This window comes from Chitinophaga sp. H8 (genome assembly GCF_040567655.1).
GTDB lineage: Bacteria > Bacteroidota > Bacteroidia > Chitinophagales > Chitinophagaceae > Chitinophaga > Chitinophaga defluvii.
In genome coordinates, this window is record NZ_JBEXAC010000001.1 from 888,355 (window position 1) to 902,582 (window position 14,228).

14 protein-coding genes and 1 pseudogene are annotated in these 14,228 nt (G+C 41.5%); 5 read left to right on the forward strand and 10 right to left on the reverse strand.

The window, feature by feature from the left end; all coding sequences use genetic code 11:
- Nucleotides 1–197: 197 nt before the first annotated feature.
- Nucleotides 198–419 carry a SymE family type I addiction module toxin gene (locus tag ABR189_RS03440; protein ID WP_145670806.1) on the reverse strand — a complete coding sequence of 74 codons (222 nt, stop codon included), beginning with the start codon at nt 417–419 and terminating at the stop codon, nt 198–200.
- A 199-nt stretch (nt 420–618) separates the two neighbouring features.
- Here ABR189_RS03440 and ABR189_RS03445 point away from each other — a divergent pair, with 199 nt between their 5' ends.
- Entirely contained in the window at nt 619–930 is a 312-nt protein-coding gene (locus tag ABR189_RS03445) for a helix-turn-helix domain-containing protein (RefSeq protein WP_354659044.1), read from the forward strand.
- A gap of 85 nt (nt 931–1,015) precedes the next feature.
- Here the strand turns inward: ABR189_RS03445 and ABR189_RS03450 are convergent, their stop codons facing one another.
- Nucleotides 1,016–1,225: a hypothetical protein gene (locus ABR189_RS03450; RefSeq protein WP_145670804.1), complete on the reverse strand. Its 210-nt coding sequence runs from the start codon at nt 1,223–1,225 to the stop codon at nt 1,016–1,018.
- Nucleotides 1,226–1,273: 48 nt separating this feature from the next.
- Nucleotides 1,274–2,047, reverse strand: a complete 774-nt coding sequence (locus tag ABR189_RS03455; protein WP_354659045.1) for a hypothetical protein — start codon at nt 2,045–2,047, stop codon at nt 1,274–1,276.
- A 141-nt stretch (nt 2,048–2,188) separates the two neighbouring features.
- On the opposite strand from ABR189_RS03455, the gene ABR189_RS03460 reads away from it, so the two are divergent.
- Nucleotides 2,189–2,401 (forward strand): hypothetical protein, encoded by a 213-nt coding sequence (locus ABR189_RS03460; RefSeq protein WP_354659046.1) that lies wholly within the window; start codon nt 2,189–2,191, stop codon nt 2,399–2,401.
- A gap of 48 nt (nt 2,402–2,449) precedes the next feature.
- Here ABR189_RS03460 and ABR189_RS03465 read toward each other — a convergent pair whose 3' ends face one another.
- Together ABR189_RS03465 and ABR189_RS03470 are read right to left on the reverse strand one after the other, a co-directional pair.
- On the reverse strand, nt 2,450–3,595 hold the full coding sequence (locus tag ABR189_RS03465) for an abortive infection family protein (RefSeq protein ID WP_354659047.1): 1,146 nt from the start codon (nt 3,593–3,595) through the stop codon (nt 2,450–2,452).
- 28 nt (nt 3,596–3,623) lie between these two features.
- Entirely contained in the window at nt 3,624–4,427 is an 804-nt protein-coding gene (locus ABR189_RS03470; protein WP_354659048.1) for a hypothetical protein, read from the reverse strand.
- A gap of 423 nt (nt 4,428–4,850) precedes the next feature.
- On the opposite strand from ABR189_RS03470, the gene ABR189_RS03475 reads away from it, so the two are divergent.
- Entirely contained in the window at nt 4,851–5,363 is a 513-nt protein-coding gene (locus ABR189_RS03475) for an AAA family ATPase (protein WP_354659049.1), read from the forward strand.
- A 180-nt stretch (nt 5,364–5,543) separates the two neighbouring features.
- On the opposite strand, the gene ABR189_RS03480 is transcribed toward ABR189_RS03475, so the two are convergent.
- The 3 genes and pseudogenes from ABR189_RS03480 to ABR189_RS03490 form a co-directional block, all read right to left on the reverse strand.
- Nucleotides 5,544–6,689, reverse strand: coding sequence for a serine hydrolase domain-containing protein (locus ABR189_RS03480; protein WP_354659050.1), 1,146 nt, complete (start codon nt 6,687–6,689; stop codon nt 5,544–5,546).
- 117 nt (nt 6,690–6,806) lie between these two features.
- Nucleotides 6,807–7,865 carry a WD40 repeat domain-containing protein gene (locus tag ABR189_RS03485; RefSeq protein WP_354659051.1) on the reverse strand — a complete coding sequence of 353 codons (1,059 nt, stop codon included), beginning with the start codon at nt 7,863–7,865 and terminating at the stop codon, nt 6,807–6,809.
- Between the two features lie 117 nt (nt 7,866–7,982).
- Nucleotides 7,983–8,099, reverse strand: a pseudogene (locus ABR189_RS03490) (subclass B1 metallo-beta-lactamase); the annotation flags it as partial.
- A 177-nt stretch (nt 8,100–8,276) separates the two neighbouring features.
- Between ABR189_RS03490 and ABR189_RS03495 the strand changes: the two are divergent.
- Nucleotides 8,277–10,016, forward strand: coding sequence for a hypothetical protein (locus ABR189_RS03495; protein WP_354659052.1), 1,740 nt, complete (start codon nt 8,277–8,279; stop codon nt 10,014–10,016).
- 96 nt (nt 10,017–10,112) lie between these two features.
- Complete coding sequence (locus tag ABR189_RS03500; protein ID WP_354659053.1) at nt 10,113–10,559, forward strand: SRPBCC family protein; 447 nt, start codon at nt 10,113–10,115, stop codon at nt 10,557–10,559.
- A 135-nt stretch (nt 10,560–10,694) separates the two neighbouring features.
- Here ABR189_RS03500 and ABR189_RS03505 read toward each other — a convergent pair whose 3' ends face one another.
- Complete coding sequence (locus ABR189_RS03505; RefSeq protein WP_354659054.1) at nt 10,695–11,855, reverse strand: glycoside hydrolase family 43 protein; 1,161 nt, start codon at nt 11,853–11,855, stop codon at nt 10,695–10,697.
- 96 nt (nt 11,856–11,951) lie between these two features.
- Nucleotides 11,952–14,126, reverse strand: a complete 2,175-nt coding sequence (locus tag ABR189_RS03510) for a TonB-dependent siderophore receptor (protein WP_354659055.1) — start codon at nt 14,124–14,126, stop codon at nt 11,952–11,954.
- Between the last annotated feature and the right edge of the window lie 102 nt (nt 14,127–14,228).

Sequence of the window (14,228 nt, forward strand, 5' to 3'; positions counted from 1 at the left end):
AAAAACAATGTTGCATTCCTGGTTTGTATTCTGTTGGGGTAACTATTAGAATACGGTTTTCGCTGCCGGACTAAGTCGGCGCTTTGCGGTGTTTCATTAAATATGGTTTTGGGTTAACAGTTAATTGCCGGGTTCCTGTGGGCGGCGGTTCATGATACAGTCCGCCCTCAGTCACCTGGTGTTCAGGTGGAGCTGTCCTATTTCTGCCAAAATGGTTTTTCTGGAGGCGCTTTGCGGGTAATTGTAATGATCAGTTTTCGGTTTTCGATAGCAATAGAGATGCTATCTCCAATATCAAAGCCGGCTCTTTGCAGCCATATGCCGGATAGGTTTAACCATGGCACTTTTATCCAGTGACAGAGCCGCTCCGAACTTTTATAATGCAGTTTGGCTTTTCTTTCATTTGGCTGGTTTTTCATAAAGTTGATAATTTTCTACAAATATAACTAAAATGTAGATAATAGTAGTCTTTAAATGTCGTGTTTTGTAGAGTTTTGGGTCATTTTATTGTCATAAAAAGTTGATAATAATCTACTTTTCCGGCTTTGCTAGTTCGTCATGATGCCTCTACTTCATATTAAATTTTAAATCAGTAGTTTAGCGCGAAAATCATCCATTATGACGTTTGGTGAAAAAGTTACCATAGCCAGAAAACAAAAAAAGTTAACACAGACGGAGCTGGCCGATGCGACTGGCACATCGCGGGATATTATAGGAAAGTATGAACGCGATGAATCAAAACCCTCAATTGAAATAGCCGCCAGAATTGCGGAAGTCCTGGATAGTTCACTGGACTTTTTGATAAGAGATATTAACCGAGAAGACGTACTAGCAGAGAAAATCAAACAACTTTCACCGATCAATAGAGAATACGTTATGGCTGTAATTGAAGCATTTGAAGCTAAAGAGAAATTACAGGGCAAAAGATAAAGGCTCCCGCTTGCGCGGAAGCCTTTACAACCAAACAAATCCCAAAGGTAACCACACCTTAGCCGGGAAACGATTTAACAGCGGTCTAACCGCCTTCTTTTGACACTGCTGTCTGACTGACCCCGCTCATGACAGTACCGGCAACAGCGATATAACCGGCAATTTTCACGATGATGGCGGGGATGGCGGGAATACCCATCAGGGCGCCGCTAATCGCTGTCAGGATCAAACCTATATTGCGCACCTTACTGAAAAAAGGTGGTGTCGATGCGGTGAGTCGTTGTGCAAGTTTCATACGCACAATTTTAGAAGTGAAGAAAAGCCGGCCCATACAGGCCGGTTATTATGGGTTTGGTGCTGCCGGTATACCGGAGATGTCTACCAGTGCCAGCGCGTTGTAAGCGCCGTTTTTAAGGCTATATAAAGCCCCGTTAACTTGCTGGTAAAACTCTACACCCAAAGCCAGGAACAACGGCTTAGTAGTGTTGTCTGTCACGTTTACTGTCAAAGCCATGACAGCAGTAGCCGTGGCATCGATGGGCAATTCAGCACTTGCTGCACTGCCGTTGATGAACGTTTCTGCCTCGAAGTCGATTTCCGCACCAGCTGCCAAAACTTTGAAATGGGTGGCACCTGCAGGAGCGGCCACCATGTTGACAGGAACGAACGGCGGAATATCGGCAACCAGGGTACCGGCAGCGCGATCAATGGCCGTGGTGAACGGGGCGTATAACGTACCGCCCAATCGGGCATTACTGTTGAACTCAAAACCTTTGAGCAGTTCCGCCTCACCGTCAATAACGTTGCGCTGACCGCGTACATTGGTTGCATCTGCCTGGATCACCTTCACCATTTCACGGGTCAGGCGGGATGACATATAGCTATCCCCGATGTTCAGGAGCAGCGCCCGGAAGGCTGTACGTAACAGCTTACCGGCTTTGCCGGCACGACCGAATTCCGCGCCGTTTTCACGGGTCCGGATAAACGCCGGATCTGTTGCAATCCGGCTGGCATCTACGCCGCCTTTCTCACGTGCCAGGTGTCCGGCTTTCGTTTTGTAAAAGGTGATATTGCCGATTGTTCCTTTCAGGGGAATGATTCCACTTTGTCTTGCCATATAGAAACAATTGAATGATAGAATGGGCTGTTTACATAGCCAAGCCCGTTAGGCTCACATCTGCGCAGGATGCAGTACATTTGCGGTAACCACCCCAAACCTAAGCCGGCATTTTAACCCAGAAAAATTTCCATTCCGATTATGCCATTTTCGCAGAAAATAGTACCTAACCGCATAGTGATTTATGCAAAAGATGTGATGAATATCACTGGCAGAAGTGAGTGCACAGCTAGGAAGATACTGCAGCAGATAAGGCAGACAACAGGTAAGAAAAAGGGAGATATGGTAACAGTGGTTGAGTTTTGTCAATTTGCTGGCATCGATCTGAATCTGGCAAGAGATTTTCTTGTTTAAACGTGATGGCAGTTTGAAACCCATATTAGGCATGTATAAAGCGCTACTCTATACTTTTAAGGATAGATTATTATTCCTTGCTGAGAAGGTTTCTAGTAAAAATTTACACATTGATCCAGATAAATTCACAGCAAGTTCAGCGTGTCTTGACGACGGCTTAAGTTTTTTGCTATTTGAGCCATGAGCGTCTCCGTGCTTGTTTCTAATCCCAGCTAATCCATCAACCACCGTTTGGCACCCTCCTAAAATTTGTTTAAATATCTGTTCCGTATGTTGTTCTGGTGATAGGTTTAAGTTTGTTGCAGTTTGCTTATATAACTTGTTTAATTCTAAATTCTCATCGTATTCGATATTTAGATTTTCTAAAATGTGCTTACAAACCGTCTCTAAGAGGGATCTTGCTGATGTTATTGCACCATCGGGATCGGCATTTAATCTAATTAACGATTTACTCCATGACTCATTTATATAGTTTAGATTAATTTCGACTTTGATCTTTTGTAGTAAGTCATGTGCCAGAACGGCACTTAGCTGATCGGATTCTGAAATGAGAGCACTTAAAGTATCGTTAAGGTATTCCCTTCGGGGACGGTAGCCGCCTTGGCATTTTATAAATTCCCAAAAATGTTGTAGCTCTGGGCTATTTATAATGTAATCGGGGACATGAGGGGAAAGCACTGAATGATTTAACAAATCTTGTCTTAGTTTCGTGTAATGAGATTCTTGAACGGGTATGTTTTGAGACCTTGTTATTAGTAGGGATGTGAAGTAGTGAGTTTTCTGTTTATAGTCTGCATCCTTTTTCTGCCAAGCAGATCGAAGTCTTTGAATATATTCTGTCTGAATACCAATGGACTCTAGGTCCTCTATTACAGCGTCAATTGACGGAATATACTGTAAAAGAGGAATTGTATTTTCGAGTAGATTGGTTATGGTCTTAAAAAAATGGTCCCGGGAGATGGTTAGTTGCTTATTTAGGAAACGAGCTAGGACTTCATCTTCCGATTTGTTGAAAAAATTCATGAAGTCAAAAGGGTCATTGCTCTTTTTGATGCCCTGAGATGCTTCCGAAAATTCATTGGTCAGATTCAACTTATTAGTAATTCTTACGAATTCATTTTCATTAAGTAGTTTGGGAAATCCTAATTCTTTCAGGTCATTATAAAGGGGCTCTATCGCTGCAATTATTTCCATTTGATTGCGTTGGTTTAATTATAGTAGCTTATAAAACTTTAAGAAAGTTTGATGCTTTTGTGTATGCTGCATCATATCTTTCATGGGAATTTATCTTGATGCTTTCTAACGCTTTTTGATACTCCTCCCTACTTAGGCTATACCCTTCGATGCCAAATCTCTCAAGGACGTTTTGGACCGGTTGTTTTCCCCAGGAATCTTCCATTTCACCATCAGGATGAACAATAACACAATGGCAAAAACCGGGTTTTGTATTCTGAAATTGTTCAGTATATCTTGACACTATAATGGCGGTTGCCTGATACCCTCTTACATCTTCTAATGCAGCTGCATAGACTGTACACCATCCAAATGAAAATTGTGCAGCCCATTCAGCTGGAATATGAGGATTTAGTCGTACAATAATTTTATCTAAAAAACTCTTATTATTTTTAATTGCATCTTCGGCCTTAGTAATTTCAATTTCAGAGGCCTTAACCCTTAACGGTAGGCTCAAAAGCTTTTCTTCACTATAGAATCTTGTTATAACAGCGCCAATAGGAGGATGGGCCCTTTTTTTTGCAATCGGTAAAATCACGTACTGATTGAATGCTTCAATACGTCGCTTCCCTGTAAAGTCGTAAATAATGTCGCGATCTGTTCCAACATAAACTCTTAAGGGAACCATATTATTTTCAGTTTGGGTATTATCAGTTCCCCACCAATCTACATGAAGAAGCCAACCTGTCATTCGTGCTAACGCTATAGCAAAATTCACTCCGTCAGTATTCTCCCAACTTTTAACTAGATCGTCACGAAATTTGCTTTGGGCCTTAGTATTTTTGCTTGCCATATAGACTAGTATAGTGGGTTTTAGTACAGAATAACGTGTTTTTCAATATAAATTTAAAATTTATATTGAAAACTAAATAGAAAATGCAGTACGTATGTTAAACTAAACTAATAAATGCTGTCACATTAATAATGTTAGCTTTAGAAAAGATTGAATTACTAAGAAGGGTTTTTTATCTGCTCTGCTATGTTTTGTGATTATTTAGCAAGGCTTTTCGTATCTTCGTACTGTTTACAAGTTCTTTCAAATCCCCACAAAGTAAGCTATTTCACGAGTCTACAAAATCGTCTACAGTAGCCAATAACTCCTCGGAAAGCAGCGGCAATTAAGCCTTTGATATAGTCCCAGCGGGATCACAAAATAAAACAGGTTCGAATTCACGAACCTGTTTTACTTTTGTCATATCACAAATCGAACTGAAATATGAGAATAGCGATAGTAGGTGCTCACAAGGTTGGTAAAACGACATTGGCGGAAGAACTCCTGGAGCATCTTCCAGGCTATACACTCGAAATGGAACCATATTATCAATTGGAAGCTTCAGGGTATGAATTTTCAGAAATTCCTACTGTAGAGGATTTTATAGAACAGTTTAATTGTTCGGTCAAATTGGTTTCCAAAAGCGAAGGCAATGTAATATTCGACAGATGTGTTATTGATATCCTGGCATATCTTCATGTTATTGATCCAGGCAGGAATATTCAATTACTATTTGAAACAGCCCAAAAAATAATTGCTGAAATCGATCTGCTGGTGTTTGTTCCTATAGAAGAGCCAGACCTGATATCCGGTCATCAGACAGATCAGCCAAAGCTCAGAAGCCGGGTTAATGATTTGTTGTATGATTGGATTGGAGATTTAAGCATAGAGGCGATTGAAGTAAGTGGCACTTTGTCGAATCGCAGAGACCAGGTACTCGCTGAAATTTCACGATAGTATCAAGGCTGTTGCTTGTTATCATTGCCAATTTTTGCCAATCTATTGGTGATGATAATTTATTATCGCCTAGTAGTAGTGTATTGGGATTTTTTCCTTAATCCTGCTGGAACCTTCCAGGTAGAAATTCAACCCCGTTTTTTGTTCAATATAAATAATTCAAGGAGTTTGAAGAAGATACTACAATTGCAACAGATTGGAAATAAGTTCATGCTTTAAATCAGCCACCCTTTCCTGGCCACTGCTGTCATTTACCAATATAATAATGGCGGCTTCATTATCAGGATAAAGGTAGCACAGGGAAATAAAGCCACATCCATCCCTGCCTGTATGCATAATAAAAGGTAAACCATTGTCTTCCTTATCCAACATCCAGCTTAGCCCCATACTCATGCCATCAGGTTTTGTAAAGGTAATTTTATGACTTAGGTTAATAGCAGGATTTTTCTTGTTTAGGTTAGCCGTAGCATAGGTAAGCATATCTGCTGGTGTCGAATACATGGAAGGCGCTGCTCTGAAACCATTATCAGGAATAAAAGTTAATACTTTGCCATTTTCATCGTGGCCGGCAATAAGTTGTTTTTCTTCTCTTGCAGTCAACTGAGGAGTGGTGTTTACTATTCCGATCTGCTTTTTCAGAAATGAAGTAACAAGCTGATGGTAAGGCATATGGTAGACACGTTGTAATATAGCGATAAGTACCATCATCGCATTTCCATTATAACGGTATTTAGTTCCTGGAATAGTGTCAAGTGTAAACTGGTGCATATCCCTGAACAAGCTATCAACCGTATAAACGCGATAAAAATCCCGGAACGCTTCGGGTTTCAATTTGGTAATGCTGTCAAGATATTTATCATCGTAGTCCCTTGACATGGCGGGTAAAGCTGAGGTATGATTTGCCAGATCTACCAAGCGAACGGGATGCCCCTGATATTGTAAATTAGGGTAGTCACTAGGTAAATACTTACGGATGTCATCGGTTAGTTGTACTTTCTTTTCAATGACTGCCTGGGCAAGCATTATCCCAACAAAAGTTTTTGCGATGGAACCTAGACCAAAAAAGGTAGTATTTTGGCTTAAAGCACCCGTTCCACGATGGAAGGTATACTGATGGGGTATCCCGTTTTTAATTACACCGATAGACAAATCAAAGGTTGCCGGAGATTGCATGTAATGCTCAGCTGCCCGCTGTACCAGGCTGTCAAGCGGCGTTTTTAAGGGGTTGTTGCTCTTGATTACTGCTTCCGTATTAGTCTGTTGCCCATTGCAGTACTGTGATAAAATTATAAGTGCTGTAAGGGTTTTTAAATAAATAGGTTTCATATGGGTATAACAATGTAAAGCTCAAGATAATATTACATAAAATCCTTCTTTTTTCAAAAGTAAATTTATCTTTTCAAACTTATACTGGTATCCCTAAAACGAATGTGGTAAATGTTATCATACAGGCAGATCATAACAGCGTAACTGGCCATCACCGGTTGTCAGCAACAGCTTGTCATGTACCATTATTACGTTGATAATATTACTGCTGTAATCATAGGTATAATCCGGGTTGGTAGTAGGATTGCCATCCAGGTCATATGCGGTAAATGCGATACCCTCTGGCATTACTTCTGCCTTACAATGTAAATCTTTGCTGTCCAGCAATAACAACCTCCCGAACTGGGAAACTATCAGGAGGTTATTATCATCTACAAAAAATACACTGTAGTTGATATTATCCGGTTCAGTAGCAGGAAAATCTTTACTACCATCGAAAATAGCTACCTGATCCTGCTCCGCTATCCTGGCAATTTCAGGGAAGGAGTAGATCGCTAATGGTTCATCATAATGAGGAGCCATAGTAAACTCTTTTCCGGATGGTGCAAAATTGCCCATGATCATATTATCACATTGGGTAAGTTTAGTAAGGGAAACAATACCATCAGTCAGCTGTAACTGCATCAACCTGGATTCCTCCTGGCCCGCCGAGGCTTCCAGCAGGATAATGTGATTGCAGGGGGTAGCATGAAATGCATAGGTGTACTGATGGCTTTCCAGCAGCGGGTAAGAGGCAATTACTTCAAAAGTAGTGACATCCATTACCTGTAGTTCATCCATTTCATTTTCATCACCTGGTAATACATACCAGATCGTTTTATTATCCCTGCTGAAATAACAGGCTGCACCCAGAAACCAGCCCCAGGAGCGATGAGCTACGGAATGTAATACTTCAGTGCCTTCTGCATCGAGAATACGAATATCGGTCATACCTGCAATAGCAATCAGGCGGCCATCAGAAGAGGCTGCGAGTTTACTGCTTACATAGTTCGTATGCTCCCCCTGGATGATTTTTTCCCAAACAATTTCAAGATTTGCATTGAGCTTGGTAATCAGCGGCTGACTTGCAAAGTTCATCAGAATCTCTCCATCGGGTAATGATACTACATTTACCGGATTGGCAGTGAATGTCAGTTTATCTTTTAATGGCAGGTTTATATGCGGAAATTGACTCATGTTTCTTATTTATGTCGTCGCAAAGGTAATATACAAACCACTTTTATGGCAACACCAATCTTTTCCAGTAAATGAATGCTAGGATGGGGTAGATATACTCCCGCAGCAGCTGGTCGATTATTTAGTTTTAAATAAATGAATCGTATAATCCAGCAATTTTTTGTTGCCGTATTCTCCGTGGCCCGGAACAATAATTTTTACGTTTGGATATTCCCGTTTAACTTTTTCAACAGTTTTCTTTGGGCATCGGGGTTAGTACGGTTACGGATATTTGTATGCTACTATTTAACCGTCTTTCCGGTTTTTTTTGTAAATTAGGATGGGCTAAAAAATACGCGATACCAATTCTTTGGTAATACGTTAAAAGTAATGCAGAGCTTATTAAATACTAATCAATTAAATAAGCTGCTGATGAAACAAAACTATCTGACATTTATCTCAATTTTATTACTCCTTGCATGCAATAACAGCTCTAAAACAAGGGGGACAAAGGAAACCACTAAAAAATCACAGGATATGCGCTGTTATTCCGGAAGAATAACAGACAAGGACTGGTATGCCTCAGGTAAAAAGGCGCCTAAGTTTGAAGGCCTGCAAGGTATAAACTTCAGGATTTCAACGAGTAATAAGGAAGTGCAGGAATATTTTAACCAGGGAATGATGTTGCTTTATGGATTTAATCATGCAGAAGCAGCACGGTCTTTTTACGAGGCAGCCCGGTTGGATACTACCTGTGCGATGGCGTATTGGGGTTTTGCTTATGTACTGGGGCCTAATTATAATGCAGGCATGGAAGAAGACAATTTTCAGCGGGCTTATGAGGCAACTGCAAAGGCAAAGTCATTGCGGGCAAAGTGTACGCAAAAGGAAAAAGCATTGATTGATGCATTGACTTACCGTTATGAAATGCCTGCGCCGTCGGACCGTAGCGCCCTGGATAGTGCCTATGCAGCAGCTATGAAGAAAGTATATGCCCAATATCCGACAGACCCTGATATTGGGGCCTTGTATGCAGAGGCATTGATGGATGTCCATCCATGGGACTTGTATGAGAAGAAGACAAAAAAGCCCAGGGCCTGGACGCCGGAATTACTGGCGGTGTTGGAGCACCTGATCAAAATTAATCCGGTACATCCTGGAGCACATCATTTCTATATTCATGCAGTAGAGGCATCCGCTACACCTGAAAAAGCCCTGGCAAGTGCGCGCTCACTGGATACATTGGTGCCCGGAGCCGGGCATTTGGTACATATGCCTTCCCATATTTATATCAATACAGGTGATTATCATCTTGGTGTACTTGGCAATATCCGTGCAGTGCAGGTAGACAGCAGTTACGTAACTGCCTGTCATGCCCAAGGGGCATACCCACTTGCCTATTACCCGCATAATTACCATTTCCTGGCAGCAATGGCAACACTGGAGGGGAATTCTGCATTGGCATGGAATTCTGCAAAAAAACTTCAGGATGATACCGCAGAGGATATTATGCGTTTGCCTGGATGGGGTACTTTGCAACATTATTATACGATACCTTATTATATTGCTGTAAAATTTGGTATGTGGGATACTATTCTTTCTATTCCTCAACCAGCAGAAGATCTGGTGTATTTGCAGGCAATGTGGCGTTATGCGAGGGGGATGGCTTTGGGAGGTAAAAACAAGATCTCCGATGCACAAAAAGAACTGGACAGTCTGAAAATATTGGCGGCCGACTCTTCACTTCAACAGCTTACTGTCTGGAACATAAATACCACAGCCGATCTTGCACTAATAGCCTTAAAGGTATTGTCTGCCGAAGTAGCTGCAAAACAAAATCATTTAGATGTCTCCATTCCCTTGCTCCGGGAAGCTGTCGCTTTAGAAGACAAACTGAATTATAATGAACCACCCGACTGGTTTTTTTCTGTAAGGCATTATCTGGGAGCAGCATTGCTGGATGCCGGAAAACACAGTGAAGCGGAAAGTATTTATCGGGAGGATTTACAAACATGGAGAAATAACGGCTGGGCATTGATAGGATTATATAATTCGTTAATGCCTCAAAACAAACATAGTGAAGCGCAAAAAGTTAAGTCAGCATTCGACAAAGCATGGCAATTTGCTGATGTGGATATTGCATCATCCTCACTGATGCGCGCCAGGAACTGAAAGTCTAGCAGATTGTCCGGATCGCCTCTGAAATTGTCCATTCTGCACACTATGAAAGTTTGCGTAAGCCGGTACCTTTGAAAAAAATAATCAATTATGGCAAACATCTTACATCGGGTAGGAATCAAAACTTCGTCTATTGATGAAGTATACCGTGCCTTGACTACCCAAGACGGTCTAGCTGACTGGTGGACTACCGATACTAAAGGAGAAGGTACCCAGGTGGGGAATATCATAGCGTTCCGGTTTGGTGCTGGAGGGTTCGATATGAAAGTCCGGAAACTCAATGCGCCTGATCTGGTAGAATGGGAAGTAGCAGATGGTCCGGAGGAATGGATAGGCACCATCATAAATTTTGAACTTAAGCAGGATGGCGATTATGTTATCGTACTATTCAGGCATCTGAACTGGAAGGAACCTATAGAGTTCATGCACCATTGCAGTACCAAGTGGGCTATATTTCTAATGAGCCTCAAGTCGCTGATAGAAACGGGAAAAGGCAAACCTAATCCTATTGATATCAAAATTGATAACTGGAACTAAAGAGCAGCTTATTAGGTGTTCACCTTCTTTAAAAAGAAAACATTCCGTAAATAATATTTTACGGAATGTTTTCTTAAATGGGGCAGCACTTTTATGCCAGCTTACCGGGTAAGCTTTATATCAACCCACCTAATATCATTTGCTTGTTGGTACGCTTTGTGGTGTGGTCGTAGGGCCCTCTACAACAAGCCTGTGGTCTTTTAATATTTTCATCCTGTCAATAAAAACAACGCGTTTTTCACCCGTCAAAGAAGTCCGGGCATGATATACACAAAACATTTCTTTTCCGTCAGGGGAGTAGGTAATACTATTATGCCCTGTTCCGGTCACTACACCACCTGTTTCAATATTTTTTTGCAATACAGGATTATTCGCTGCTTTGATAAACGGCCCTAACGGGCTTTTGGAGGTGGCATAGCCTACTGCATAATTCTTGCCACCGAAGTAATTGGCAGAGTACATCATATAGTAAGTGTTCCCCTTTTTAAAAGCAACAGACCCTTCTGTCCACCTGCGGTTAACTTCCTTGGACGTAACTGAGCGACTTTCCCATTCAGCCTGTTGATCATTCATTTTTACAGGGGGACGTAACAATAGTACCGGTTCTCCTATTACCCCACTGAAATCGGGTTTCAACTCAACCCCATATACCCAGCTTTCTTCGATAGTGTCAAACCATCCTTTTTGTTTTGCCCAGGTAGCTACTTCACTTTCTACCGGGTGCTTGTAGCAGCAACGGGAGTAATAAAGATAGCATTTGCCATTTTTTTCGAACAGCACATTGGCATCGATGATAGGGTAGCCGGGATCAAAAACAGGCCCGTTATTAATGTCAATAAATGGCCCGGTAGGGCGGTCTGCTACAGCTACCCCGATACGGAAATTTTCAAGTTCATTATTGGGGTTCTCTTTCCATTGGGCGCTGTAGAACATATAAAACCGGCCTTTGTATTCATACACTTCCGGTGCCCAGTAGGCGCCATTCCATGCAGCGGTGGAATCACTCCAGCCACCGCTGTTACTGGCATAATATACTTGTCCCTCATCTTTCCAGTTTACCAGATCGGTAGAGGAATAAGCTGCAAAACCATTTTTTGCAATGCCTCCGGTTCCATACATGTAATATTTATCTCCTTTTACATGCATAACATATGGGTCCCCAAACTCTACCGGCAACGGATTTTGATAGGTAGGTTCCTTTACCGACTGGCTGGACTGTGCCTGTATGCCCGTAGTGTGCAGGGCAAACGTTACCAGAAAGCATACAATTGAAATCTTTACAGTTTGTTTCATCATTGCATATTATATCATAAGAGCAGTGTTATGGCAGCTGTCACGTCCTATAAATATAACGGTAAGAACTTGCATATTATAATCTATCCCGGATAAGACCTAAAACCTTACGCCTATACTCAGCATAGATCTGCGTACCCATAATGGCTCATACATTCCTCTTCTCGCCAGGTAGCCAATATTATTGGTAAAGTTGGACACATTAAACCTGGTAAAGAAATTACGGTAAGTATAGCCTATGCTGGCATCCATACTCCAGTAAGATTTTACTACTTCATCTGGTAGATTCTCCGTGGAAGCATAGAATTTACCTTTGTAGAAAAAGCCATAGCCCAATTCTAATCCTTTTAGTGTGCCTTTATCCAACGCGTAATTGGCCCAGATATTAAATGTTTGTTTTGCATTTCCTTCCAGTTGATTGCCTGTTTTAAAGGCAGGATCATTTATTACGGTGGCATTGATATAAGAGGTAGCCACATTGATGCTCAGCTGTGGCGTGATTTTTCCATTGATGTCCAGTTCTACCCCCCGGCTTCGATGATGGCCCCCCTGGTACATAGCCCATTTATAATATTCGTTATATGCGAGGTGAGGCCATTCCGGCGCTGCGTCTAATCCAAACACATAACCAACAATATTCTTCTTATCTATCTGGAATACGGATAACCCAATGCCCAGCTTGCCACTGAAGATATTAGACTTTGCACCAAACTCAATCTGTTTGGCATCGGTAGACTGCAACATGATGTTTGTAAGTTCATCCCAGCCGTTTTGTTCATAGGATTGGGTATAGGAAGCGTATACGGATAAATCTTTTAAGGGCTTTATCAAGAGGGCAATGCGGGGAGAAACAGGCTGTTTTACATCATCTTTGTAATTTGCAGGTACCGGATTTGCAGCAGTATATTTAGTTCCCTGCACTGTTTTATTGAAACGTAGTCCTAGCATAAGATGTATTCTTTCATCCCACATTTTCAGCTGATCCTGTGCATATAGTCCATATCTGGTTATATATTGTCTGGGTTTATCAGGATCTCCATCGTACCCAATAATTTTAGGTAAAACATTTTCACCATATACCGGGCGATACATGTTAAAAGGCTTCAGTTCAACGGGGTCATTATAAAACATGGTATAGTACCGTTGGGTGTAATCTGCGCCTATCACAAAATCGTGATGAACACCAAATGTAGAGAATTTACCTACCAGGTCCAAAGTCGTGCCGGCAATTTTGGTGAAGGTCTGAAAGAATTCTGTGGTCCTGTTCAGATTACCATTTTCGTCTGCTTTGCGATCGGGGAAAAATACAGCTTCTTCCTGTTCCCGTGCTTTGGAGTAATAGGAAACGTTACGGATAGATAGATTGTTATTGATTTTATAACTTAGCGTGGAGTAGCCGCTTAGCTCATCGCTTCGGTGCCTGTTGTCCGGTTCCCCAAGAAAAAGACCCCTTGGAATCTTTTTCAGCCCTTCAAAAGTACCATCCGGGGATACCAGGCCCGGCGCAAAGGTGCGGTTATCATTTTTCGCCGTCATTTCAACATTCCATTCCAATGCCGTCGTGATTTTCCAGGTGATACTAGGTGCAAACAAATAGCTTTTGCTATTTATTTTATCGATAAAATGATTGCCGGATTCATAAGAAGCATTTAAACGGTACAGGAGTTGCTTTTTAGATGTTAAAGCACCGCTAAGATCCAGTGTAGGCCTTAGAAAACCATATTCTCCTACCTTTAGTTCAAATCTGCGATAATCGTAATCGAGTGGCTTTTTAGATACAAAGTTCATGACCGCTCCCGGCGCCACATCCCCATATTGTATGGATGCCGGCCCTTTGAGAACTTCTATTCTCTCAATATTATCGCCATATAATCTGCCGATAGTTTGCATCAGTATGCCATTCCATCTGAAGTTGGAATTAAAGTTCATCCCAAATCCCCGGCCGTTAAACATGGCATAACCATCACCGTAAGTGCCGGTAACAGTAATACCGCTTACATTTTTAATAGCATCCCGTATATCCGTTATCTGTTGTTGTTCGATTAGTTTTTTATCAATGAGCTGTACAGAAATGGGCAGATCTATTAATGGAGTCAGTGTTTTGTTGATAGAGGCGATCTGGCGTTTTTGACCATATACCATCAACTCTTTTAATAACCTGGTAGAATCACTTGTTTGATAGGAATAGTCGTTGTCTTTTGGGTTGGTGCTTTGCGCAAAAACGGCTGGTCCTGTTAAGCAAAGGAGCGATATGCACCGCAATATTAGATTCATGGTTGTGTCAGTATTTATATAAAAATTGCCACAAAGATGAATGCTTATAAGACAGGTGGATGCTCTGATCGGGAAAAGTACTTGCGCAATCAGGAAATCTTA

Coding starts and splice junctions, on each gene's coding strand:
- ABR189_RS03440 (WP_145670806.1), bottom strand. CDS start 419: ATGAAAAACCAGCCAAATGAAAGAAAAGCCAAACTGCATTATAAAAGT.
- ABR189_RS03445 (WP_354659044.1), top strand. CDS start 619: ATGACGTTTGGTGAAAAAGTTACCATAGCCAGAAAACAAAAAAAGTTA.
- ABR189_RS03450 (WP_145670804.1), bottom strand. CDS start 1,225: ATGAAACTTGCACAACGACTCACCGCATCGACACCACCTTTTTTCAGT.
- ABR189_RS03455 (WP_354659045.1), bottom strand. CDS start 2,047: ATGGCAAGACAAAGTGGAATCATTCCCCTGAAAGGAACAATCGGCAAT.
- ABR189_RS03460 (WP_354659046.1), top strand. CDS start 2,189: ATGCCATTTTCGCAGAAAATAGTACCTAACCGCATAGTGATTTATGCA.
- ABR189_RS03465 (WP_354659047.1), bottom strand. CDS start 3,595: ATGGAAATAATTGCAGCGATAGAGCCCCTTTATAATGACCTGAAAGAA.
- ABR189_RS03470 (WP_354659048.1), bottom strand. CDS start 4,427: ATGGCAAGCAAAAATACTAAGGCCCAAAGCAAATTTCGTGACGATCTA.
- ABR189_RS03475 (WP_354659049.1), top strand. CDS start 4,851: ATGAGAATAGCGATAGTAGGTGCTCACAAGGTTGGTAAAACGACATTG.
- ABR189_RS03480 (WP_354659050.1), bottom strand. CDS start 6,689: ATGAAACCTATTTATTTAAAAACCCTTACAGCACTTATAATTTTATCA.
- ABR189_RS03485 (WP_354659051.1), bottom strand. CDS start 7,865: ATGAGTCAATTTCCGCATATAAACCTGCCATTAAAAGATAAACTGACA.
- ABR189_RS03495 (WP_354659052.1), top strand. CDS start 8,277: ATGAAACAAAACTATCTGACATTTATCTCAATTTTATTACTCCTTGCA.
- ABR189_RS03500 (WP_354659053.1), top strand. CDS start 10,113: ATGGCAAACATCTTACATCGGGTAGGAATCAAAACTTCGTCTATTGAT.
- ABR189_RS03505 (WP_354659054.1), bottom strand. CDS start 11,855: ATGATGAAACAAACTGTAAAGATTTCAATTGTATGCTTTCTGGTAACG.
- ABR189_RS03510 (WP_354659055.1), bottom strand. CDS start 14,126: ATGAATCTAATATTGCGGTGCATATCGCTCCTTTGCTTAACAGGACCA.